Below are 23,590 nucleotides of genomic sequence, written 5' to 3'. Positions count from 1 at the left end.
TCATTGGCCAGCAGCAACGCCTTCGTGGATGAGGATGGCTCTGGCCAGCTCTTCGTCGCTGGCTTTGAGTCCGGGATTTTCCTGGCGAATCTGATTCAACACCGACTCCAGGTACACACCGCGAATTGTACCGCCACTGGCAACGAAGCTGGAGGCGTCATCACGGGCAGGAATCGCCAGTTTGTGGTCCTTGAACGTCGAGTACAGTGATGCGGAAACCCCCGCAGAGGTGGCGACATCGCCGGCGTCCACTTTGGCGAAGGCCGAACCGAAGGGCAAACACAACATGAATGAGGAGATGATAATCAGACGGCGCATAGCAATGTCCTCTGAAGCGTGAAGCAAAAAAAGGAGTACTTCATCATCTAGGATGCCTGGCGAACGTCAGGAGTTCCCTGTGGATGCGTTATCCGCACCTGATCGTTCAAAACCGCAGCGTTGCTCCGGTGGTCAGCCACTGATCCCGTTCCCCCGTCAGGTTGCGGCCCACCACCAGATCGACGTCGATGCGCTCACCGACATGCAACCTTGGCCCGGCCTGCCATGCCTGTTCGCCGCCTTGCTGGCCGTAGCGTTCAGCAATCAGCGTCAGGGAACGGGCCAGGTCGTATTCGACGCCGGTGCCCCAGGTCCAGCGATGGTTTTGCTCGCCATCGTCATAGGCATGGGTCCAGCCGGCATTGAGGTTCAGGCGCAGGGTTTCGAAAGGTTGGTAGGTGAAGGGCAGGTTCAGGTCGACGCCATCGAAGGCGTGGGCCCGATTGAAGGCAAAGTGAGTCGACCCCGCCAGCGCCAACTCAAGGCCAAGGTCTTCCCGGGAGAAAATCTGCGCCTTGAATTGCGGGCTCAACCGGGTTTCCGAGTCCCCGTCGTCGCGGTTGTGCTGCACGGCGGCACCGAGTTGCACGTTGGGCAGGCCTTTGAGCGTGCAGTCCTGTGACACCACGCTGCTGGATGAGCCGTGCCGACCGTTTTGATACCAGGCGTCGATGTTGCATTCGCCGGGGGCATTGATTCCGGCGTCATCCACCGTATATGCACCGCCGGCAGCGTTGGCTTTGGAGATGATGCTGAGCACCGCAATCAGGCTCAGAGTGAGGCTGACGAACAACAGATTGCGGCGCAGGCGCCGGCCTTGAGCGGCTGGCAGGCTGCGCACGAAGGACGCGAATAGACGAGTGGGGTTTTGCATGAAGTTTATCTCGACGTTATTTGATGGCGGCGGCGGTCAGCCCCCGATCCTCTACCGATAGGGTTTGCAAGCCGGCCGTCCGGGCCCGGGCGACCAACTCTTCGGTGTCTTCGCCGCCGGGCAGGGCGATCACCACGTCAGGTCGGCTGTCGAGCAACATGAAGTGGTTGCGCAGTCGTTCAGCCAACTTGCCGTGGCGCTGCCAGTTGGGCGGGTAGCGCACGATGTCGGCGCCGTGTTCCCGGGCCCACTCTTCGATGTCACCGCCCAGGTATTGATTGCCACCATGGATCAGCACACGCACGGGGTGCAGGCGCTGGAAGGCGTCGAGGACCCGTCGGCACAGACGGCTGTCGGCGTAATAGCGGCCCGCGCAGATCAAGAGGCGCATGAGGAATTCTCCTTGGTCAGGTCGGTGCTCTCGACCGGTTGCTCGCCGGCACGCTCCAGCAGCGGATAGCCCAGGGCGGCGATGTGGTGATGCACGCGGCGGTAATCGCGCAGGACCCGCTGGAAGATGTCGCCGGACTCCGCCCAGGTGTTCTTGTCTTCCTGCAACTTGCGAAAGTGCTCGCGGCTGGCGTGCGCTTCGAGCCTTCTGACCGTCTCCTTGCGATGGATCAAGTGGTGCGCGGTGGGAATGTCTTCACGCAGAAACACGGTGATCGCCAGGCTCAGGCTTTCCAGCAGTGCGTCGTGCAGCGGCGCGATGTTGCCCAGCTCGAACGCCGAGAACTGTTCGCCACGGCGCAAGCGGCGCATGGCCAACTGCGTCAGGCTGCTGGAAAGAATGTCTGCGGCATGTTCGAGGTTGATCACGAACAGCAGGATTTCCTGGGAACGATCGGCATCGCTGTCACTGATGCCTTCCTTGCCGATGTCCGCCAGGTAAGCCCGAATGGCCGCGCCCAGCAGGTCCAGAGACTGATCGACGCGTCGCACTTCATCGGCACAGGCGGGCACCGAGGTGTGGAACAGCTGCACCAGGCGGCCGAGCATTGCCGAGAGCATGTCGGCCATGCGCAACGCTTCCCGGGCGGCGTTGGACAGGCCGATGTTGGCCACTTCCAGACCCGCTTCGTCGAGGTAGTGCGGCATGCCCGGATCGACATCCCGCTCGGGGGCCGGCAGCAGATGGGTCAGCCCTTTGGCGAGCACATCGGTCAGGCCGATGAACACCAGCGCCAGCAGCAGATTGAAACCGCTGTGCAGCGACACCACCAGCACCGACGGCTCCAGCTTCAGCTCGGCCAGCAGCCCGGCAAACGGCAACACCGCCAGGGCACCGACCGCACGCACCAGCAGATTACCCAGCGGCAAGCGCCGGCCGACGCTCGAACCGGCATTGATCACCGAAGGCAGCGCACCGCCAATGTTCACCCCGAGCACCAGCGCGACGAGGGTGGTTCCCGACAGCAGGCCGGTGGCGGCCAGCGAGACGATCAGCAACACCACCGCCACGCTGGAATGGCACAGCCAGGTGAGGATCAGCGCCACCAGCAACGCAATCAGCAGATCGCCGTCCAGGCTCTGCATGATCAGCTGGAAGACCGGCGTGCCTTCGACGTCCGCCAGGGTTGAGCCGAGCATGCGCAGGGCCAACAACATCAGCCCCAGGCCGATCAGCGCACAGCCGACGCTTTCGTAGCGTGAGTCATCGCGCAGCCGGAACACCATCAAACCCGCGAGCAACACGATGGGTGTGAGGATTGAAACGTCGACGCTGAGCAGTTGTACCACCAGGGTCGAACCGATATTGGCGCCGAGCATTACCGCCAGCGCCGGCGCCAGGCCCAGGGTCCCGGCGGCCGTAAACGACGTCGCCATCAGGCTGACGGCGGTGCTGCTTTGCAGGATGCCGGTGATGCCGATACCCGACAGCAGCGCCATCCAGCGATTGTTCAAGTTGTGGCCCAGCCATTGGCGCAGCGGCGTGCCGAAGCCACGCAACAACGCCGAAGAAATCATGTGAGTGCCCCACAGCAAGAGTGCGATGGAGCCTGCGAGGTTGATCAGTAGAGTCGTTCCCGACATCAGGACTCTCCCTTTTCGATAGGGTTAAGCGCATTCCCCTGTAGGAGTGAGCCTGCTCGCGATAGCGGACTGTCAGCCAACATCAATGTTGAGTGATCCACTGCCTCGCAAGCAGACTCGCTCCTACAGGGGAGTGTGGTGTTCAGGTGATTTGGGTTTGCCCCCGTACTCCGGGGGGGCAGGCCATCAGAACCACTGCTTGAAGCGGCGGATATAGATCGTCTTCATGATCTGCGCGAACACGCAGTAGCTGAGCAGGGTGCCCACCAGCCAAGGGAAGTACGCCCACGGCAGCGGTTGCAGGCCGACCAAAGTACCCAGTGGCGAGAACGGAATGTAGATACCCAGCGCCATCACCAACCCGGTCATCAGGATCACCGGCAACGCCGCCGTGCTCTGGAAGAACGGAATCTTCTGCGTGCGCAACATATGCACCACCAGCGTCTGCGACAGCAGCCCCTCGATGAACCAGCCGGACTGGAACAGGCCCTGCATTTCCACGCTGTTGGCGGCGAACACGTACCACATCAGGGCGAAAGTGGTGATGTCGAAGACCGATGAGGTCGGCCCGATCCACAGCATGAAACGGCCAATGTTTTTCGCGTCCCACTTGCGTGGTTTGCGCAGGAACTCCTTGTCCATCTTGTCCCACGGCAGCGACAACTGAGAGATGTCGTACATGAGGTTTTGCAGCAGCAGATGGATCGACAGCATCGGCAGGAACGGAATGAACGCACTGGCCACCAGCACCGAGAACACGTTGCCGAAGTTGGAGCTGGCGGTCATGTTCAGGTACTTCATGATATTGCCGAAGGTCTCGCGGCCCTTGAGCACGCCTTCCTCCAGCACCATCAGGCTCTTCTCCAGCAGAATGATGTCGGCCGATTCCTTGGCGATGTCGGTGCCGCTGTCCACCGAAATGCCGACATCGGCATCGCGCAGGGCAGGGGCGTCGTTGATGCCGTCGCCGAGGAAACCCACGGTGTGACCGTTGGCCTGCAACGCCTTGAGCACCCGGGACTTTTGCAGCGGCGTCAGCTTGGCGAACACCGTGCGTTCTTCGACCCGCAGCTTGAGGGTGGTGTCGTCCATGTTCTCGATGTCTGGCCCGAGCAGCGGCGTACCGGGTTCCAGCCCGACTTCGCGGCAGATCTTGCAAGTCACCACGGCGTTGTCGCCGGTCAGCACCTTGACGGTCACGCCCATGTCGCGCAGCGCGGCAATCGCCGGGCCCGCGGTTTCCTTCGGTGGATCGAGAAAGGTCAGGAAGCCGCGAATCACCAGCTCGCGCTCATCCGCGGTGTTGTACTGGTTTTTGCTCTGCGCTTTCGGGATCTCGCGGGTGGCGACCAGCAGCACCCGGAAACCGTCCTCGTTGTACTCGTTGGCCAGCGCCAGCAGGTCTTTGCGGCGCTGTGCATCGAGTGGCACGACCGTGCCGTTTTCGTGAATGTGGCTGGTGATGCTCAGCATTTCCTCGACCGCGCCTTTGCACACCATCAGGTGATCGTCGCGGCTGTCCTTGACGATGATCGACAGGCGCCGACGGACGAAGTCGAACGGCAACTCATCGACCTTGCTGTAGGCAAACGGCACCCTGAATTTTGGATTGGCATTGGCGAACTGCACCACCGCCTGGTCCATCAGGTTTTTCAGACCGCTCTGGTGATGGCTGTTGAGCCACGCCAGTTCGAGGAGCGTGTCGTCGCGCCGGCCGTTGCTGTCGACGTGGTGCTCAAGGATGATCTTGTCCTGGGTCAGGGTGCCGGTCTTGTCGGTGCACAGCACGTCCATCGAACCGAAGTTCTGGATCGCATTGAGGCGCTTGACCACCACTTTGCGCTTGGCCATGGCCATCGCGCCTTTGGCCAGGTTGGCGCTGACAATCATCGGCAGCATTTCCGGGGTCAGGCCGACCGCGACTGCCAGCGCAAACAGGAACGCGTCACTCCAGTCGCCCTTGGAGAAGCCGTTGAGCAGGAACACGATCGGCACCATGACCAGCATGAAGCGGATCAACAACCAACTGACGCTGTTCACCCCGCGGTCGAAGGCCGTTTGCACCCGCGAACCGACAATCGCTTTGGCCAGCGAGCCGAAGTAGGTACGCGGGCCGGTTGCGACCACCACCGCTTTGGCCGTGCCGCTGACCACGTTGGTGCCCATGAAGCAAATGTTCGGCAGGTCCAGCAGGTTGGATTGATCGGCAGCGCTGCGGGTCGCCGACTTCTGTGCGACGTCGCCCAGGGTGTCGTACTTCTCGACGGGCAAGGCTTCGCCGGTCAGCACCGCCTGGCTGATGAACAGGTCGCGGGATTCGATCAGGCGGATGTCCGCCGGGATCATGTCCCCGGCGCTGAGCTGAACGATGTCGCCGGCCACCAGTTCGCGCATCGGCACTTCGCGCAGCACCGGGGTGTTGCCGTTTTGTCCGCGTCGCAGCACGGTTGCGGTGGTGCGCACCATGGCTTTGAGGGCTTCGGCGGATTTGGCCGAGCGGTATTCCTGCCAGAACCGCAGCAGGCTGCTCAGGGCAACCATGGTCATGATAATGATGACTTTGGTCAGGTCCGCTTCGTCGCCTTCGCCCTGGCTGATCGGCAGCCAGTAATCGGTGAAGAAACTGATGCCTGCCAGGGTCAGCAGGACATAGATGAAGGGATTGTTCAGGGCCTTGAGCAGTTGGACGATGGCGTGAGGCGGCTTGTCGTGGGCGACCTCGTTATAGCCTGCGCGGGCCAGCCGGCCTTCGGCTTCGAGTTCAGTCAAACCGTCAGGGGTGGCGTTGAGATTGGCGAGGGTCACGGCCAGGCCGTTTTGCGCTTCCCGGGCGGCGCGCATCGACAGTTTGGCGTTATCGCTGCTGGCGCCTTTGGCGCGAGTATTGGGCGTTTTTACAGTCGTCATTGTGTGTGCTCCTGCCGCCGTCTTGCGGCACGACACACGGCTCGCTCAACTATTCATAGGCGAGCGAATGTATGTCGAGTCGCAAACAGGCGATCAATTTCGAAAGTGTTGTTTTTTTGTGTTTTAACGTTCGCTGCGTATCAATGGAAAGTTGATGCGCAGCGAACCGTCTACTGGCTTCGTCCATAACTAACTCCGATAACTTTGTGTTTTAACAGGCAATAAGAAGTTGCCGAATTCCCTATCAAGGAAAACGCTGGGGGAAGAACTTTAAAGTGTCTTCAGGTCAACTGAATGCGCGGGGCTCGAGGGTAAGGCCGAGCATCCGCGCGATGCGCCGACTCGGTGGTTCCTGGCTGTCGTCGAAGCTCCAGCGTTGCTGAAGCCGACCCGTCATCGGGCAGACGCGCCAGTTGGCACGAGGGTGTGCCTTGGCAGGGGCGGAAGGGCTGGAAAACGGGGCGCTGACCCAAGTCGTCAACAGGCGTTCACGGCACAGCTTGACCCGCATGGTCGAAGCAAAGGCGCGCACGCCCGGCATTACGGTGGTTTTGAAGTTCATAACATGCCTCTGGACCGGACGGACGCCGGTGAGGCAAGTTACGGTGGAGCATCAAGCTCTAGCGCAGCTCACCCGACCGAAAAATCGAGTCCCGTCATTTACTGGGTTATGTGCCAGGCTCCGCGAATTCGCAGTGACCCGACAGCGACTAGATACTGTGTCCATTGGATTCTTTTGTGAGTTGAAAAAAGGCCTTCGTCGAAGGCCCGGGCAATTTACTCAGGGAGGTGGGTGAAGTCAACCGCCAATACCCGCCAAATACCAAGATGAATGGGGAAAACATCGAGACTTGATATTGAAGTTAGAACTGGTTCAGCTAATTGACAGTTAGTTGCATACGAAATGGCTGCCAGCCCCCTAATGGCCCTCCGGCTTACAACATTCCCTGTAGGAGTGGACCTGCTCGCGACAGCGGTCTGTCAGCCGACGTCGATGCTGGCTGACCCGCCGCTGTCGCGAGCAGGCTCACCCCCACTGATGTCACTCGTGATAATCCAGAACAATTGTATTGCCCATCCCTGTCTGTTTCGGCAAGGACGGGCTGCGTACCTTGGGTCCACTGCAACCTCACAAGGACCCGCTCATGCTGACCCGATTGGTACTGCCGTTTGCCCTGTTGTTCACCCTCCATGCAGCTCACGCGGCGGATGCCGAAAAATGGTACCCCTCGAAATACGGCGCCAACGATGAAATCGGCGCGCTGAATCTGTTAAACGCCGAGTCGGTGATCAACGCCTCCAAATTGATCAAGAGCGGCAAAACCTATCCGCTGGCCGTGCCCATCGACAAGACTCTGCCAGCCTTCCGTCACCGCAGTTTTCACCTGACCAACATCCAGCCGGGCGAGGCGGGTGGCACCACCATGGGGCCTAACAAGTTCACCTTTAACGATGAACTGGTGGTCGGCTGGACCGGTGTCGGCACCCAACTCAACGGCATCGGCCATATCGGCATCGACAATGTCTACTACAACGGCAACCGTGCGGCGGACTTCGTCACCGTCGAAGGCGTGAAAAAACTCGGCATCGAAAAAGTCCCGCCCATCGTCACCCGTGGCGTGGTGCTGGACATGACCGCCGTGTACGGCAGCGCCATCGTGCCGGAGAAAACCGAGTTCAGCGTTGCCGACATCCAGAAGGCACTGGACCTGCAAGGCATCAGCATCCAGAAGGGCGATGTGGTGCTGTTCAACACCGGTTGGCTGGAACTGCTGGGCAAGGACAACGAGAAATTCCTCGCCGTGGAGCCGGGCATCGGCATGGCGGCGGCCAAATGGTTGGCGGACAAGCAGATCGTCGCGTTCGGCGGCGACACCTGGGCCTCGGAGATCTACCCGGCGAAAGACGGCCAGCAGTTCCCGGTCAACCAGTTCATGCTGGCCAAGAACGGCATCTACAACCTTGAATTGATCGACAGCCGCGCGCTGGTGAAGGACAAGGCCTGGGAGTTCATGTTCGTCCTCGGACAGCCGCTGTACAAGGGCTCGACCCAGGTCAATATCAATCCGGTCGCGATTCACTGACACCTGGTGCCACCGATGACGGAAGGGGGATGACGAATACTCATCCCCTGGCCCGTTGTTGTCATTTGTTGCCCATCAGCCCGGCCAATAGAGTGAAGCGTGCGCCATAGGCGTACCCCTTCAATTCGAATGATCGCCTGCCGAACGCCGGCGAGGGAGTTTTTGATGTCCGCTATTTTGGGCCAGCAGTTTATCGACGGGCAGCGCAGCGCTCTGGGCGGCGAAACGTTGCAGAGTTTCGACGCCAGCACCGGGCAAGCACTGCCCTATGTTTTTCATCAGGCCAATGATCAGGAAGTCGAGCTGGCAGTGACGGCCGCCACGCGAGCTTTTGCACCGTTTCGTCAGCTGTTGCCGTTACGACGCGCGGAGTTTCTTGGCGCAATAGCTGATGAAATCGATGCGCTGGGTGACGATTTTATCGCCTTGGTGTGCCAGGAAACCGCCTTGCCCGAAGGGCGGATTCGCGGTGAGCGCAATCGCACCACGGGCCAGTTACGCTTGTTTGCGCAGGTGTTGCTCCGGGGTGATTTTCTCGGTGCGCGGATCGATCAGGCTCAGCCCGAACGCACACCGTTGCCGCGCCAGGACATCCGTCAGTACCGCATCGGCGTCGGCCCGGTCGCCGTGTTCGGAGCGAGCAATTTCCCACTGGCGTTTTCCACCGCCGGTGGCGATACCGCTTCTGCGCTGGCCGCCGGTTGCCCGGTGGTGTTCAAGGCCCACAGCGGGCACATGGCGACCGCGGATCGCGTGGCCAGCGCCATCGTGCGCGCGGCACAGCGCACCGGCATGCCTTCGGGCGTGTTCAGCATGATTTACGGCGCGGGTGTCGGCCAGGGGTTGGTCAAGGCCGATGGCATCAAGGCCGTCGGTTTCACCGGTTCATTGAAGGGCGGTCGAGCCTTGTCCGACCTGGCCGCCGCGCGCCCGCAACCGATCCCGGTGTTCGCCGAGATGTCGAGCATCAACCCGGTGATCCTGCTGCCTGAGGCGCTGAACACCCGTGGCAGCCAAGTCGCCGAGGAACTGACCGCGTCGATCAACCTCGGCTGCGGCCAGTTCTGCACCAGCCCCGGACTGATCATCGGCCTGCACTCGCCGCAGTTCAGCGAGTTCCTGGACGTATTCGCGCAAAACATGGGCAGCCAACCGGCCCAGACCATGCTCAACGCCGGCGCCCTGAACAGCTATCGCGCAGGTCTTCAACACATCGTGGCCCACGAACGGGTCGATCACCTCGCCGGTCAGCCGCAGGGCAAATCCAAGGCACAACCGCAGTTGTTCAAGGCCGACGTACAGTTGTTGCTCGACGGCGATCCGTTGTTGCAGGAAGAGATCTTCGGCCCGGCCACGGTGGTGGTGGAGGTCGCAGACCGGCACCAACTGCGCGCCGTGCTCGGCAGTTTGCACGGTCAACTGACCGCCACGCTGATTGCCGACCCGGCGGACCTGGATCGCTTCGGCGACCTGTTGCCGTTACTCGAAGACAAGGTCGGACGCTTGCTGCTCAACGGCTACCCGACCGGCGTCGAAGTCAGTGATGCGATGGTGCATGGCGGCCCCTATCCAGCCACTTCGGATGCCCGCGGCACCTCAGTCGGCACCTTGGCCATTGATCGCTTCCTGCGGCCGGTCTGCTACCAGAACTATCCTGATGAGTACCTGCCCCAGGCGCTGCAAAACGCTAACCCGCTGAGCCTCAATCGACTGGTCGATGGCCAGTGGAGCAGGGCGCCCCTGAGCTAACCACTTTGCCCACGTCGGCAAATGGCGGCGTGGGCCTGACGGATTTGTCCATTGAATCGAGCACACACCGATATGGTTCCTTCACTTGGCAGCATCGCTTCGCGGCTTCGACTCAAACAACTGCGGTTGCTGATCGCGCTGGACGATCGTGGCTCGTTGCACAAGGCTGCCGAGCACATTTCGATTTCCCAGTCCGGCGCCACCAAGGCCTTGCACGAAGTCGAGTCGTTGCTTGGGATGCCGCTGTTCGAACGTCAGCCCAAGGGCCTGGTCGCTAACGAAATGGGCCGTTGCATGATTCGGTATGCACGGCTGATCTACAGCGACGTCGAACATTTGCGCGAGGAAATGCTCAGCATCATGCAGGGCCAGGGCGGGCGGTTGTCGGTAGGCGTGATCATGGGCGCGGTGCCGTTGCTGACCCGGGCCCTGAGCGAATTAAGGCTCAAGCAGCCGGAGTTGTCCGTGGAACTGGTGGAAAACACCAGCGCCACCTTGCTCGGTTTGCTGGATCAAGGGCGGCTGGACCTGGCGATCTGTCGCACCAGCGTCGGCCAGCGCTCGGACGCTTATGACTGCATCGAACTCAGCGAAGAGCCCTTGGCGGTGGTCGCCAGCAAAGACCATCCGTTGGCCCGTACCGAGTCGTTGCAGTTGTCGCAACTGAGCGATTACCGCTGGGTGGTCTACCCCAAGGACATGCCGATGCGCCAGGCCCTGGAGCGTGAGTTAAATGAGGCGGGGCTGGAGATTCCGCGTTATCCGCTGGAAACCTCATCGACCTTCGCCACCATTCTGTTGGTGCAGCAGGACCCGACCTTGCTGGCGGTGATCCCGGTGGAAGTCGCGCAATTCTGCGAGCAACACGATTTGCTGGTGAAATTGCCGGTGTCCATGCGCGCGCTGATCGAGCCTTATGGTGTGATCAGCCGGGTCGGCGCCGACCTGTCTCCGGCAGCGACCCTGCTGATCAACGAGCTGAAGCAGGACCTGACTACTTGATCACAATCGGATTCACTGGCGCACCGGTCCCGCCGACAATCTTCAACGGCGCGGCGGTGTAGAGGAACTGCCACTGGCCGTCTTCGGCGCAATCTGTGGCCAGGTCGTCGAGCAGCGCCACTTCGGTGAAGGTCACGCCGAGGTTGCGCATCAAGGCATTGTGCAGCGGGATCAGCACGCCCGAGGTGGGGTCGACCGCCACTTCATTGGCCATGGTGTCGGTGACCAGGTTGGGGATTTCCATCTGGTGGAACCACTCCACCAGTTCGCGGCTGAAGGTCAGGCCCGGCTCGGCGAAGTCCTTGTAGAACTCTTCCGGTTCGCGCTCATAGAACGAGCCGATCCAACCCGTGCGGATGATCAGGATGTCGCGTTTCTCGATCTCGATGCCCTGGGCTTTTGCTGCGGCCAGCAGGTCCAGGTGGTTGAAGGTCTCCCCCTTGTCCAGCACCGCTTTGCCGCGATGGCGCGCCATGTCGATCAGCACCGCGCGGCCGACAATTCCGCGTTCGGCAATCGGCAGGATGCTGGCCTTGTCCATGCTGCCGATGGTGCTCATGGCGTCGTAGCCGTTCCACAGTTTGTTGTCGTGCCAGACGTGGCCGAGCGCATCGTATTGGGTCGAGCCTTGCAGGTGCATGAAGATCACATCGTCGGCGTATTCCACGTGACCGTCAAAGTGGGTCTTTCCCGCCAGGAAGTGGCCCTTGTCCAGCACGTTGACACGCATCGACGGGCGTCGGCCGGGCCACAACGGCTCGCCCTTGGGATGGCCGATCTGCACTTGCAGGGTGAAGGTCTTGCCTTGGCGCACCGAGGCGATGCCCCGGAGGATCTCGGCGCTTTGCAGGTAATTCAGGGCCCCGACTTCATCGTCCGGCCCCCATTTGCCCCAGTTAGTGGGCAGGCCTTCGAGCAAGGCCTTGATGTCGGGAGATCGGTCGGCGGCGGTATTGTTGGGATTGTGGTCGCACATGAGGTTGTCCTTGGTTTGAGCCGATTCGGCAGGCCAGTACAAATCCCCGTGTGGGAGCGAGCCTGCTCGCGATGGGGAGTGCCAGTTAACCTTGATGCGTCTGACATACCGCTATCGCGAGCAGGTTCGCTCCCACAGGGGTTTATTTGATCGGGGAGAAATCGGCGGCGATCAGCAGTTTCGATTCCATCTTTTCCAGCATCGGGAACGCTTTCGGCACGAAACCCTCTAGCCAGTCAGGGTCCTGATACAGCGCGGCCCGTTTCTTGATCCGGTCGTCGAGGCTCTCGTAGGCCCAGATGTGGATTACCTGATTCAGCTCACCGATTTCGGTGTACCACCAACCCACCAGCGTGGTGTAGCGGGAGATCACCGGTAGCCCGGCTTCCTCGAAGTGCTTGAGGTAGGTCTGCATTTTTCCGATTTGAATCGTGTAGGTGCGCATTTCGTAAAACATGGGCGTGTTCTCTTCAGGAATGAATGCCGTGCCAGGCGTTGCTGATGATTCGCTCAATGTCGGCGGCGGTGGTCAGGCGTGGGTTGACCAGCACGTTGCCGCTGCGCATCGAGTCACTGACCATTTGCGGCATGTAATCCAGGTCCACGCCCAGGTCCTTGATGTTGTCGGGAATGCCGATGGCCTTGTTCAGCGCCACCACGTGGTCCACCACTTTGTGCCCGGCGCGGGCCAGGTTCAGGCCGTCGATGTCTTCGCCCATGGCGATGGCAATCTCGCGAAACAGCTCCGGGCAGGCCGCCAGGTTGTATTCGATGACGTAGGGCAGCAGCGTGGCGTTGGCGATGCCGTGGGGAATGTTGAAGACGCCGCCGAAGGTATGGGAGATCGCATGCACGTTGCCCAGTTTCGATTGGGCGAAGGCCACGCCCGCGAGGAACGACCCAAGCAGCATCTGTTCCCGGGCGTGCAGGTCGGAGCCGCTGAAAAATGCCTTGGGCAGGTGCGTGCAGATCATCTTGATCGCTTGCAGCGCCAGGGCCTGGCTGACCGGGTTGGCCTGCTTCGACACGTAGGATTCGATGGCGTGGGTCAAGGCGTCCATGCCCGTCGCAGCGGTGATCGACGGTGGAAGTTTGAGCGTCAGCTCGGCGTCGAGAATCGCCAGTTTCGGAAACAGCGCCGGGCTGATGATCACGGTTTTGAACAGGGTCTTGGTGTTGGTGAACACGGTGGAGGCGGTGCATTCGCTGCCAGTGCCGGAGGTGGTCGGGATCGCGAAGATCGGCAGGGGTGGGTGCAGCAGTTTGTCGTAGCCCTCGTAGTCGAGGATGTTGCCGGGGTTGGTGGCCATGGCCGCCACGCCCTTGGCGGTGTCGATGCTGCTGCCGCCACCGACGCCGATCACCGAGTCACAGTCGTGGTTTTTCAGGAAGGCCACGGCTCGTTCCAGCACGTCGGTGGTGGGGTTCGGTTCGACGCCGGAAAACACTTCATAGCCGATGTCACTCTCGGCCAGGGAGGCGAAAAAACCTTCCATCACGCCCGACGCCATCAGCCCTGCGTCAGTGACCACCAGCAGTTTTTTCCGAACATGGGGCTTGAGCAATGCACCGGCCTGACGCACCAGGCCGTTGCCGCTTTTCAAAGTGGTGGGGAAATAAAACTGGAACGGGTTCATGGGTTTCTCCGGTTCTTATTGGTCCGCAGACAGTAATAAGCGTGGGAGGCGGCTGATAATGAAAAGGTCTGATCCGCCGATCACCCTTTGTCATCCCCCGGCGAGGCGGGTCCTGGTGGTAACGTGAGGTTTTCCAACCGTCAGGAGCATCGTCATGGATTTGGGTATTTCAGGTCGCTGGGCCATCGTCTGCGCCGCCAGCAAGGGCCTGGGTCTGGCCTGTGCGCGGGCCTTGGCGAAGGAGGGCGTCAACCTGGTGATCAACGCCCGGGGTGACGAAACCTTGCAGGCTGCCGCTACAGAATTGCGCAGCCTGGCGCCGGGCATCGACGTGCGCACGGTGGCCGGGGACATCAGCACGCCCGCAGTGCGCGACCAGGTGTTGGCGGCATGTCCGCAGGTGGACATCCTGATCAACAACGCCGGCGGACCGCCTCCGGGTGACTTCCGTGACTGGCAGCGCGACGACTGGCTGAAGGCGCTGGATGCCAACATGCTCACGCCCATCGAGCTGATCAAGGCCTGCGTCGATGGCATGGCCGAGCGCGGTTTCGGGCGTATCGTCAACATCACCTCCGGCGCGGTGAAGGCGCCAATCGATGTGTTGGGACTGTCCAACGGCGCACGCAGTGGCCTGACCGGTTTTATCGCCGGGCTTGCACGCCAGTCGCGGCTGGCCGGGCATAACGTGACGATCAACAATCTGCTGCCGGGACCGTTCGAGACCGAGCGTTTGCACAAGACCCTGAGCGCCGCCGCCGAGGCCAATGGCACCAGCGTCGAAAGCATCAGCGAACAGCGGCGCAAGCACGTGCCGGCCCAGCGCTTCGGGCAACCCGATGAGTTCGGCGCCTACTGCGCGTTCATCTGCAGCGCCAATGCCGGTTTCCTCACCGGGCAAAACCTGCTGCTGGACGGCGGCAGTTACCCCGGGACGTTCTGATCTTTTCGGGGGATGACGTTTGGTGATCCCCTAATCAGATCCCCTCATTATTCAGCCCGAGGACGCGTGATTAGAGTTGGGGTGCTTGCCCAACACCCGTCAGCCAAGATGTAAACCCAGTAGGAGCGAGGCTTGCCCGCGAAGGCGGAGTGTCAGTGGACATCATTGGTAATGACACTCCGCCTTCGCGGGCAAGCCTCGCTCCTACAGGTTTTGCGTTAATAGGCGGGTATTGGGCCGCTTGCACCCACAACAACAAGAGCGCCCCTCATGAACAATCCGAGTGCCGAAACCCTGCGGCTCGCCGCCGCGTCTGCCACCGAGCGTCCGACCAGCGTGCGCTGGCGGATCTTCCTCATCATGTTGCTGCTGACCGCCATCAACTACATCGACCGCGCTTCGCTGTCGGTGGCCTTGCCGCTGATTTCCAGTGAGTTCCAGATCCCTCCCGCGCTGGAAGGTTTGATGCTCAGTGCGTTTTTCTGGTCGTACGCATTGATGCAGATTCCCGGCGGCATGCTGCTGGACCGTTTTCAGACCCGCCGTGTCATCGTCATCGCGACTGTCGCCTGGGGCGCCTTCCAGGCCTTGGCTGCCGGTGCGCACAACTGGATCACGCTGTTGATTACGCGCATGGGGCTGGGCATCGCCGAGTCGCCGATCATGCCGGCCGGGGCCAAACTCAACGGCGCCTGGCTGACTCCCAACGAACGCGGACGCGGCGCGGTGCTGGTCGATGGCGGCGCACCGCTGGGCAGTGCTTTCGGCGCGATCATCATTGCCGGGTTGATCGGCTGGTTCGATTCCTGGCGCATCGCCTTCGTGATCGCCGGTATCGGCACCATGCTTGCCGGTGTACTGGCGTGGAAATACATCCGCAACCATCCCAGCGAACACCCCGGTGTCAACGCGGCGGAACTGGCGCACATCACCGAAGGCAATCGCAAAGTCAGCCAACCCGGCACGGTGACCAGCATCCCCCTCAAAGAGCTGCTCAAGGACCGTTCGGTGCTCGCGATGTTCGCCGGTTACTGCTGCATTCTCAGCGTGTTCTACGGTTTGCTGACCTGGATGCCGAGCTACCTGCACCAGACCCACGGCCTGAACATTTCGAGCATGGGCGGTGCGACCTTCCTGATTTTCATGTGCGGTTTCGTCGGCGAGCTGGTGGGCGGTTATCTGGGGGATAAATGGAAAACCAGCGGCGCCTCGCCCAACCTGGTGATGCGCAGCATGTTCAGTGGTTCGGCGCTGGTCGCGGCCCTGTGCATGCTGGCGGTGGCCTATACCAATGAAGCCGGCAAGGCCATCGGTCTGCTCTGCGTGGCGATGTTTTTCATTCGCTGGTGCGGCATGTACTGGTGCATTCCGTCGATCCTCGGCGGCACCTCGAAAACCGGTGTGCTGGCCGGCACCATGAACTTCTGCGGCAACATGGCCGGGGTTATCGTGCCGATCCTGATCGGATTGATCGTGCAGTTCACCGGCTCGTATTTCCTGGTGCTGATCTTCTTCGTGGTCATGGCCATGCTGCTGGCGATATTCTCCAGCCTGATCGATTATCGGGAACGAGGGCTGGCTTGACATGAGCGGAGGGCAGGTGAGCGTCGATATCGAATGCGTGGTGGTCGGCGCCGGCGTGGTTGGCCTGGCGGTGACCAGGGCACTGGCCCGTAGCGGGCGGGAAGTGATCCTGATCGAAGCCGGCGAGGGGATTGGTGTGGGCATCAGTTCGCGCAATTCAGAAGTGATCCACGCCGGCATCTATTACCCGAGCGGCAGCCTGAAAGCGCAATTGTGCGTGGAGGGCAAGCATCGCCTGTACCCCTTTTGCGATGAGCGCGGTGTCGATTACCAACGCCTGGGCAAGTTGATCGTGGCCACCGATGACAGCCAGTGCGCGGCCTTGCAGAGGTTGCTGGAGCAGGGCCGGCGCAATGGCGTCGATGATTTGCAATGGCTGGACGCCGGGCAGGCGCGGTCGCTTGAACCGGCGCTGTCCTGCGTCGCCGCGCTCTGGTCGCCGTCCACCGGGATCGTCGATTCCCATGCGCTGATGCTGGCACTTCAGGCAGACGCCGAAGCCTCGGGCACCTCGATTGCCTTGCACACGCCGTTGGTGTCCGCCCGTTGCACCGAACAAGGTTTCGAATTGCACATGGGCGGCGCACAGCCGATGACCTTGACCTGTCGCGAGTTGATCAATTGCGCCGGTTTGTCCGCGCCGGAGGTGGCGAGCCGGATCGAAGGCTTGCCGACGCAATACGTTCCCGAGGCACGCCTGTGCAAGGGCAGTTATTTCAGTTTCAGTGGCCGGGCGCCGTTCCGGCATCTGGTGTATCCGGCACCGGAGAGCGCCGGCCTGGGCGTGCACATGACCCTCGACCTTGGCGGGCAGGCGCGTTTCGGGCCGGACGTCGAATGGGTCGACCATGTCGATTACCGCGTCGATCCGCGCCGGGTCGACGGGTTCTATCAGGCCATCCGCCGCTACTGGCCGACGTTACCCGATAACAGCCTGCAACCCGCCTACAGCGGCATCCGCCCGAAGATTTCCGGCCCGACCGAACCGGCCGCCGACTTCCTCATCAGCGGCCCGGTCGAGCATGGTGTGCCGGGGTTGGTGAATCTGTTCGGCATCGAATCACCGGGCCTCACCAGCTGCCTGGCGCTGGCTGATCGGGTGGTACAACGCCTGACACCGCATTCCCTGTAGCAGCTGTCGCGTTGCGGTGAGGTGCCGGTTATCAGCGTCTGCGCTGCCAGCCGCCGAGCGGTCTATGCTTGCCAGTGTGCCCATCGTAATGGGAGAACTCTGATGATCAACATACGCACTGCCCGCATGCTTGCCGATTACAAGCAATGGGCCGATCAGCGCCTCTTTGACAGCCTGGCCGCGCTGCCGCCGGGGGAGGTCAACAAAGAGCGGGTGTCGGTGTTCAAGAACATGATCGGCACCCTGAATCACATCTATGTCGTGGACTGCATCTGGCAGGCTCACCTCGAAGGCCGAGGGCACGGCTTCAAAACCTCACACGATCTGCTCCATCCCGACCTGGCTGATTTGCGCATGGCGCAAAAGGACATCGATCACTGGTATTGCAACTGGAGCGCAAGGCAGACCGAGAGGTCGCTGGATAAGCCGGTCGAGTTCACGTTCGTCTCCGGCGAGAGCGGCACCATGAGCGCCGGCGCGATGCTGCTGCACGTGGTCAATCACGCCAGTTACCACCGCGGCTGGGTGATCCAGATGTATTTCGACATCCCGGCGATGCCACCGATGACCGACCTGCCGATCTTCCTGCGCGAGACCGATCCGGCTTTCAACGCGCTCAAAGCACCGGCAACTCAGCCGACATGTGTTGCGCAATTCGCGAACGCAACCAACGTTCTGCCGGGTCGTTATCGTTGACCCCGTTCCAGACCATGGACAGTTCGGACAGCACGATGTCAAACGGCGGGTCGTCGGCCCGCAGCTGGTTGCTGCCTTCGATCAGCGCACACGCCGCGTAATCCGGCACCGTGGCCAGCAGGTCGGTGCCGGCCAGCAGGGCACGCAACCCGGCGAATTGCGGCACCGCCAGCACCACCCGCCGCGAGCGGCCGATGCGCGCCAGATCGTTGTCGATAGCGCCGGTCAAGTCTCCGGAAAAAGACACCAGCGCATGAGGGCGTTCGCAATACTCATCCAGGGTCAGGGGGCCGGGACGGTTGTCGCCACGCAGAATCTTCACGCTCAGGTCGCGCAATTTCTTGCGCTTGGCATTAGCCGGCAGTTCCGTGGTGTAACTGATCCCGACGGAAATCTCCCCGGAGGCGAGCATCGGTGACATCAGCAAGTAATTCACCCTTCGCACCACCACCACGACGTTCTGCGCCTCTTCGCGTATTTGCTTGAGCAGCGGCGGAAACAGACCGAACTCGGCGTCGTCGGACAAGCCGATGCGGAACACATCGCGGCTGGTGGACGGGTCGAAATCCTTGGCCCGGCTGACCGCGCCGGAAATGGTGTCCATCGCCGGCTGCAACTCCTTGAGAATCGCCAACGCCCGTTGGGTCGGCTCCAACACCCGACCGTTGCGCACCAGCAGCGGGTCGTCGAACAGATCGCGCAACTTGGCCAGCGAAGCACTGACAGCGGGCTGACCGAGGAACAGTTTCTCCCCAGCCCGGGTCAGGTTCTTCTCGAACATCAACGTTTCGAAAATCACCAGCAGGTTCATGTCCACGCGGCGCAGGTCGTTGCGGTTCATTGCGGCGTTCTCGCTGGGGTTCAGGGTCTTTTCAGTAAAGCATCAAACCCTGCGGCGAGAGAGCACCGGTGATGAGGGGGTTACCTGTGATGCAAAAACCACATGAAATGAAAGGGCCACGTGCTGTGAAGGGATTTACCTGTGGCGAGGGGGGGTAGCGAAACGTCGCACCGTCCCGTTCGGCTGCGCAGCAGTCGTAAATCCTATACCCGCGGTTTACCTGAATCACCGCAGTTGCAGGTTTTGGGGCCGCTGCGCGACCCAGCGGGAGCAAGCTCCCTCGCCACAGGGTTTTGTGAGTTCCACGAGAAAAGGGGACGCATCTATTTATCTATACGCTGTGCCGCGAAGCGGCCCCGGAAAAATGGGACCGCTGCACAATTCAACGTCGGTTATTCACTCACCGCAGAGCGGCACTTATATGGGCAGATCGATCTTATCCAACACCCGGTTCGCCGTGATCTCCGCCATCATGATGCTGTTGGAAATCCCCAGCAGGGCGTAGCGCGTCTCTCCCTCCAGGTGATCCACCAACTGGTGGACCATCACGTCGACTGAGGCGAGTATTTCCACCAGATAAACCGCCAGGGTTTCGGCCGTGGCCTCGGGGTCTACGGAGAACAGAGTGCTGCGTGTGCGTGGGGTGGCTTTGATGTCGGCGTTCGATGGGAAGTGGAAGTCGAGGGCGCGCTCGGCGGCTTCGTTGAGTTTTTTTGAATCGGGTTCGTAGGGGGAGACCGGATCGGTGTCCGGTGGGTTGGGCGTTACTTTGAACATATGCTGAGTTTCCAAATTGGGTGCCACCCCTCTTGCGACTAAACGTAAGGGGAGGCAGCTGCACGCAGGTTAGTCGACCGGGAAACTCAGCAATCCGGCGCGCCCGAAAGCGCCCTGCGTACAGCCACCATCAGATACAGGAATGAAAGACCTGCATGACAGATGCACGCACAACTGAGTTAGCGCGGGCGACTAAACCCGATCACTGATGAGCAGTGACGGGAATCAAGTTACCGAGCGGCCCCAAGGCGCACAAGCCGGCGGATTCTGGCGCAGCCGTAGGCAACGGCGCAAGGATTTGTAGCTTTCAGCACGTATCTGCGAGAGTTTTTAAACAGACGCCGTTTCAGGCTTAAACAGACGCGCGCGACAGCATCAATTCATCCACCCAGCTTTGTGGGTTGCACAGATTGAGAGGTCACCGGCACTCCATCTGTGGGTCAAAGCAAAAAACCGCAGGGCCGATTGAGCAAATCTCATCTGTTGGTTCTGCGGTATTTGGGCCGGCCTCATCGCGAGCAGGCTCGCTCCCACATCTGGAACGCATACCCCTGTGGGAGCGAGCCTGCTCGCGATGAGGCCAGCCGCCCCGACACATATTTTTGATCGTTCCCATGCTCTGTGTGGGAATACCTCCAGGGACGCTCCGCGTTCCCGCGTTTGAAAGGGACGCAGAGCGTCCCGGGCTGCATTCCCACGCGGACGCCTCGACGCGGGAACGATCAATGCGGGCCCGATTCGGTCAGCACCTTCCTGAACGTCTCCACCAGCGGCCGCAAATTGATCCGGTGCCACGCCGCCCACAAGGGCGTGGTAAACGAAATCCACGGCACTTCCCGCAGCACCACACCCGGCGGCGCATTGCGGCTCAAGCCTTTCTGAATCATCGCAATGCCCAGCCCCGACGCCACCAGCCCCAGCGCAGTGAAGGGCTCGGTGGCCTCCATGCGGATGTCCGGGGTGAAACCGGCGCGGATGCAGGCGCTGACGAAGTCTTCGCGGCTGGCACAGTTCTGTCGGTGTTGCACGCCGATCCATTCCTGACTGGCCAGGTCGGCCGGGGTCAGTGTGGCCTGGTGGGCGAGGGGATGGTGTTCGGGCAGGGCCAGTAGCATCGGGTCGTCCAGCACCTGAAACCCCAGCAGGTCCGGGTCGTCGGCGACGGGCGGTTCACTGACCAGGGCGATATCCAGACTACGCTGGCGCAGGCCTTCGAGTTGTTCGGCGGAACTCAGGTTGTACAACGCAACGTGCACGTTCGGCCGGTCGACGCGCAGCACCCGCAGGGCATTGGGCAGCACGCCAGCGTGCATGGCGTTTTCGATGTAGCCGATGCACAGGCCGCCTTCTTCGCCGCGACCGAGGCGTTTGCCCAGGGATTCGAGGCGGCTGGCATGGGTCAGGAGGGCGCGGGTTTCGGCGAGGAAGGTCTGGCCGTCGCGGGTCAGGCGGATGCGCTGCTGGCTGCGCTCGAACAGGGTCAGGCCCAGGCGTTCTTCAAGCTGGGCAATCTGCCGGCTCAAGGGTGATTGGGAGATGTGCAAGCGTTCGGCGGCGCGACCGACGTGTTCTTCTTCGGCGACGGCGACGAAGTAGCGCAATTGGCGGATGTCGATCATGTAAGACCTATAGGGACTCAAGTGCTGCGCATTATGTCTTGGACGGTCCGATCATCGCAATCTAGGATCTGCCCAACGGTCACTCAGCTGACCTCTGAAACTGACGAGGATTTGAACCATGAGCTTGAAAGACAAACTGCCCGGCGCGCTGGGTTTCGGCACGGCCCCGTTGGGCAACATGTTCCGCGCCATTCCTGAAGACGAGGCGCGGGCCACCGTTCACGCGGCCTGGGATGCCGGCGTTCGCTACTTCGACACCGCGCCGTTTTACGGTTCGGGCCTGTCGGAGATTCGCCTGGGTGCTGCACTGGCCCAATACAACCGCGACGACTACGTGCTGAGCAGCAAAGTCGGCCGGGTCATCCTCGATGAAGTCGAAGATGCATCGGCCCGTGACCTGGGCGAAAAGAGCGGGGTGTTCGAACACGGCCGCCCGAACAAAATCGTCAACGACTACAGCGCCGACGCCACGATGCGCTCCATCGAAGACAGCCTCAAGCGCCTGCAAACCGATCGCCTGGACATCGTCTGGGTGCATGACATCGCCCAGGATTTTTACGGCGACCAGTGGCTGGAATACTTCAACCAGGCCCGCACCGGCGCGTTCAAAGTGCTGACCCGTTTGCGTGAAGAAGGCGTGATCAAGGGTTGGGGCCTGGGCGTGAACAAAGTCGAACCTTGCGAGCTGACCCTTGATCTGACCGAAGCCCAACCGGACGGTTTTCTGCTGGCGGGTCGCTACACTCTTCTCGACCACGACCGGGCCTTGCAACGTCTGATGGACGCGGCCTTGGCGCAGAACGTCGAAATCGTGGTCGGCGGCCCCTACAGCTCGGGCATTCTGGCCGGTGGAACCCATTTCGAATACCAGAAAGCCAGCCCGGCGATCGTCGACAAAGTCGAGCAGATCAAACGCATCGCGGCGGCCCACGGTGTCGACATCAAGGCTGCTGCGTTGCAGTTCTCGCTGGCTAACCCGGCCGTGGCTGCGGTGATTCCGGGCTCCAGCCGTCCGGACCGGATTGCCGAAGATGTTGCGGCACTGTCGGCCGTGATCCCCGCTGCATTCTGGCAGGCGATGCGTGACGCGAAACTGGTGAGCGAACGCGCGCCATTGCCCCTCTGAGGAGTTTGAGCATGAAAATCGATCTGACTGGAAAACTCGCCATTGTCAGCGGCAGCACCGCCGGCATTGGCCTGGGCATCAGCAAGGCGCTGGCCGAATCCGGCGCCACGGTGGTGGTGATCGGCCGCGAGACGGCCAAGGTCGAGCAGGCGCTGGCGAGCATTCGCCAGAGCGTGCCGGGCGCGCAATTGCGTGGCCTGACCGCTGACCTCGGCACCGCCGACGGTGCCGAAAAGCTGTTCGCCGCCGAACCGCGCGCGGACATCCTGGTGAACAACCTCGGGATCTTCAACGAGGTGGATTTTTTCGACACGCCGGACAGCGAGTGGACGCGCTTTTATGAGGTTAACGTGATCTCCGGCGTGCGCCTGTCCCGGCATTACGTGCCGGACATGGTCAAGCAGGGCTGGGGGCGGGTGATTTTCCTGTCCTCGGAATCCGGGATCGCCATCCCCGCCGACATGCTCAATTATGGCGTGACCAAAAGCGCCAACCTCGCGGTGTCCCACGGCCTCGCCAAACGGCTCGCGGGCACTGGCGTGACAGTCAATGCGATCCTGCCCGGCCCGACATTGACCGATGGCCTGGAGCAGATGCTCAAGGAGGCCACCGCCGAATCGGGGCGTAGTGTCCGGGAAGAAGCCGATGCGTTTGTGCGCAAGGCCCGGCCGACCTCGATCATCCAGCGTGTGGCGAATGTCGAAGAAGTCGCGAACCTGGTGGCCTACATCGCCTCGCCGCTATCCTCGGCCACGACGGGCGCGGCATTGCGGGTCGACGGCGGTGTCGTCGACAGCATGGCCATCTGAATTTATTGATTGAGAGAGAAGATTACATGGCAAAGGCATCAGCATTTATCGACATTCCGGCTTCGGCCGATGAGGTGTGGCAATTGATTGGCGGTTTCGACACGCTGCCGGACTGGCTGCCGTTTATCCCGAAAAGCGAACTGAGTGAAGGCGGGCGAGTGCGCAGCCTGCAAACGGCGGATGGGGCGGAGGTGGTTGAGCGGTTGGAGACGTTTGATAACGCCGGGAAGACTTACAGCTACTCGATTTTGCATGCACCGTTTCCGGCGACCGAGTACCTGGCGACGATCAAGGTCGAGGCTCAGGGGCAGGGGGCTCGGGTGACATGGTCGGGTCGCTTTACGCCCGTCGGTGTCAGTGAAACAGAGGTTGAGGCGTTGTTTGCCGGGATCTATCAGGGCGGTCTTGAAGCCCTGCGGGCGAACTACCCAACCTGATAACACCACAAATCCCCTGTAGGAGTGAGCCTGCTCGCGATGACG

Annotated in this window: 22 protein-coding genes; 10 read left to right on the top strand and 12 right to left on the bottom strand. The window is 61.3% G+C overall.

Annotated features, from left to right (window positions below):
- The 6 genes from RHP74_RS18275 to RHP74_RS18250 form a co-directional block, all read right to left on the bottom strand.
- On the bottom strand, positions 1-318 hold the full coding sequence (locus RHP74_RS18275; protein WP_010455283.1) for a DUF2388 domain-containing protein: 318 nt from the start codon (positions 316-318) through the stop codon (positions 1-3).
- Positions 319-424: 106 nt separating this feature from the next.
- Positions 425-1,192 carry a hypothetical protein gene (locus RHP74_RS18270; protein WP_311096001.1) on the bottom strand — a complete coding sequence of 256 codons (768 nt, stop codon included), beginning with the start codon at positions 1,190-1,192 and terminating at the stop codon, positions 425-427.
- Positions 1,193-1,208: 16 nt separating this feature from the next.
- Entirely contained in the window at positions 1,209-1,583 is a 375-nt protein-coding gene (locus RHP74_RS18265; RefSeq protein WP_010455279.1) for a DUF2493 domain-containing protein, read from the bottom strand.
- Complete coding sequence (locus tag RHP74_RS18260) at positions 1,571-3,226, bottom strand: Na/Pi cotransporter family protein (protein ID WP_311096000.1); 1,656 nt, start codon at positions 3,224-3,226, stop codon at positions 1,571-1,573. Before RHP74_RS18260 ends, RHP74_RS18265 begins: the two co-directional genes overlap by 13 nt.
- A gap of 186 nt (positions 3,227-3,412) precedes the next feature.
- Positions 3,413-6,133, bottom strand: coding sequence for a magnesium-translocating P-type ATPase (gene mgtA / locus RHP74_RS18255; protein WP_311095999.1), 2,721 nt, complete (start codon positions 6,131-6,133; stop codon positions 3,413-3,415).
- A gap of 286 nt (positions 6,134-6,419) precedes the next feature.
- Positions 6,420-6,695, bottom strand: a complete 276-nt coding sequence (locus tag RHP74_RS18250; RefSeq protein ID WP_077749441.1) for a hypothetical protein — start codon at positions 6,693-6,695, stop codon at positions 6,420-6,422.
- Between the two features lie 583 nt (positions 6,696-7,278).
- On the opposite strand from RHP74_RS18250, the gene RHP74_RS18245 reads away from it, so the two are divergent.
- The 3 genes from RHP74_RS18245 to RHP74_RS18235 all read left to right on the top strand — a co-directional run bounded on the left by RHP74_RS18245 (position 7,279) and on the right by RHP74_RS18235 (position 10,968).
- Positions 7,279-8,217, top strand: coding sequence for a cyclase family protein (locus RHP74_RS18245; protein ID WP_311095998.1), 939 nt, complete (start codon positions 7,279-7,281; stop codon positions 8,215-8,217).
- Positions 8,218-8,382: 165 nt separating this feature from the next.
- Positions 8,383-9,966 carry an aldehyde dehydrogenase (NADP(+)) gene (locus tag RHP74_RS18240; RefSeq protein WP_311095997.1) on the top strand — a complete coding sequence of 528 codons (1,584 nt, stop codon included), beginning with the start codon at positions 8,383-8,385 and terminating at the stop codon, positions 9,964-9,966.
- Positions 9,967-10,038: 72 nt separating this feature from the next.
- Positions 10,039-10,968 carry a LysR family transcriptional regulator gene (locus RHP74_RS18235; RefSeq protein ID WP_311095996.1) on the top strand — a complete coding sequence of 310 codons (930 nt, stop codon included), beginning with the start codon at positions 10,039-10,041 and terminating at the stop codon, positions 10,966-10,968.
- Here the strand turns inward: RHP74_RS18235 and RHP74_RS18230 are convergent.
- From RHP74_RS18230 to RHP74_RS18220, 3 genes are all read right to left on the bottom strand, one after another.
- Positions 10,961-11,944, bottom strand: coding sequence for a cyclase family protein (locus RHP74_RS18230; protein WP_154913504.1), 984 nt, complete (start codon positions 11,942-11,944; stop codon positions 10,961-10,963). The genes RHP74_RS18235 and RHP74_RS18230 overlap by 8 nt on opposite strands.
- Before the next feature lie 142 nt (positions 11,945-12,086).
- Entirely contained in the window at positions 12,087-12,401 is a 315-nt protein-coding gene (locus RHP74_RS18225) for an NIPSNAP family protein (protein WP_077749436.1), read from the bottom strand.
- A 13-nt stretch (positions 12,402-12,414) separates the two neighbouring features.
- Positions 12,415-13,581 (bottom strand): iron-containing alcohol dehydrogenase, encoded by a 1,167-nt coding sequence (locus RHP74_RS18220; protein ID WP_311095995.1) that lies wholly within the window; start codon positions 13,579-13,581, stop codon positions 12,415-12,417.
- A gap of 154 nt (positions 13,582-13,735) precedes the next feature.
- Between RHP74_RS18220 and RHP74_RS18215 the strand changes: the two genes are divergently transcribed.
- The 4 genes from RHP74_RS18215 to RHP74_RS18200 all read left to right on the top strand — a co-directional run bounded on the left by RHP74_RS18215 (position 13,736) and on the right by RHP74_RS18200 (position 17,936).
- Complete coding sequence (locus RHP74_RS18215; protein ID WP_077749434.1) at positions 13,736-14,524, top strand: SDR family oxidoreductase; 789 nt, start codon at positions 13,736-13,738, stop codon at positions 14,522-14,524.
- Positions 14,525-14,794: 270 nt separating this feature from the next.
- A complete protein-coding gene (locus tag RHP74_RS18210) occupies positions 14,795-16,108 on the top strand; it encodes an MFS transporter (protein ID WP_102595068.1) in 1,314 nt (437 codons plus the stop codon).
- A gap of 16 nt (positions 16,109-16,124) precedes the next feature.
- Positions 16,125-17,240, top strand: a complete 1,116-nt coding sequence (locus tag RHP74_RS18205) for an NAD(P)/FAD-dependent oxidoreductase (RefSeq protein WP_311095994.1) — start codon at positions 16,125-16,127, stop codon at positions 17,238-17,240.
- A gap of 102 nt (positions 17,241-17,342) precedes the next feature.
- Positions 17,343-17,936, top strand: coding sequence for a DinB family protein (locus RHP74_RS18200; RefSeq protein ID WP_200666387.1), 594 nt, complete (start codon positions 17,343-17,345; stop codon positions 17,934-17,936).
- Here the strand turns inward: RHP74_RS18200 and RHP74_RS18195 are convergent.
- From RHP74_RS18195 to RHP74_RS18185, 3 genes are all read right to left on the bottom strand, one after another.
- Positions 17,857-18,777 carry a LysR substrate-binding domain-containing protein gene (locus tag RHP74_RS18195; protein ID WP_010455251.1) on the bottom strand — a complete coding sequence of 307 codons (921 nt, stop codon included), beginning with the start codon at positions 18,775-18,777 and terminating at the stop codon, positions 17,857-17,859. The genes RHP74_RS18200 and RHP74_RS18195 overlap by 80 nt on opposite strands.
- Before the next feature lie 417 nt (positions 18,778-19,194).
- Positions 19,195-19,554: a DUF6124 family protein gene (locus tag RHP74_RS18190; protein WP_083376491.1), complete on the bottom strand. Its 360-nt coding sequence runs from the start codon at positions 19,552-19,554 to the stop codon at positions 19,195-19,197.
- 722 nt (positions 19,555-20,276) lie between these two features.
- Positions 20,277-21,173 carry a LysR substrate-binding domain-containing protein gene (locus RHP74_RS18185; protein WP_077749322.1) on the bottom strand — a complete coding sequence of 299 codons (897 nt, stop codon included), beginning with the start codon at positions 21,171-21,173 and terminating at the stop codon, positions 20,277-20,279.
- 118 nt (positions 21,174-21,291) lie between these two features.
- Between RHP74_RS18185 and RHP74_RS18180 the strand changes: the two genes are divergently transcribed.
- From RHP74_RS18180 to RHP74_RS18170, 3 genes are read left to right on the top strand one after another with little or no spacing between them, the layout of a single operon-like run.
- Complete coding sequence (locus RHP74_RS18180; RefSeq protein ID WP_077749321.1) at positions 21,292-22,299, top strand: aldo/keto reductase; 1,008 nt, start codon at positions 21,292-21,294, stop codon at positions 22,297-22,299.
- An 11-nt stretch (positions 22,300-22,310) separates the two neighbouring features.
- Entirely contained in the window at positions 22,311-23,108 is a 798-nt protein-coding gene (locus RHP74_RS18175; protein ID WP_145311032.1) for an SDR family NAD(P)-dependent oxidoreductase, read from the top strand.
- Positions 23,109-23,134: 26 nt separating this feature from the next.
- The gene (locus tag RHP74_RS18170; protein WP_311095993.1) at positions 23,135-23,545 is read left to right on the top strand and encodes an SRPBCC family protein; all 411 of its coding nucleotides are present in this window, start codon (positions 23,135-23,137) and stop codon (positions 23,543-23,545) included.
- Positions 23,546-23,590: the final 45 nt, after the last annotated feature.

Origin of the sequence: Pseudomonas sp. SG20052 (assembly GCF_031766055.1) — a bacterium.
Classification (GTDB): Bacteria; Pseudomonadota; Gammaproteobacteria; order Pseudomonadales; family Pseudomonadaceae; genus Aquipseudomonas; species Aquipseudomonas mandelii.
This window is presented reverse-complemented; position numbering and strand designations above follow the sequence as displayed.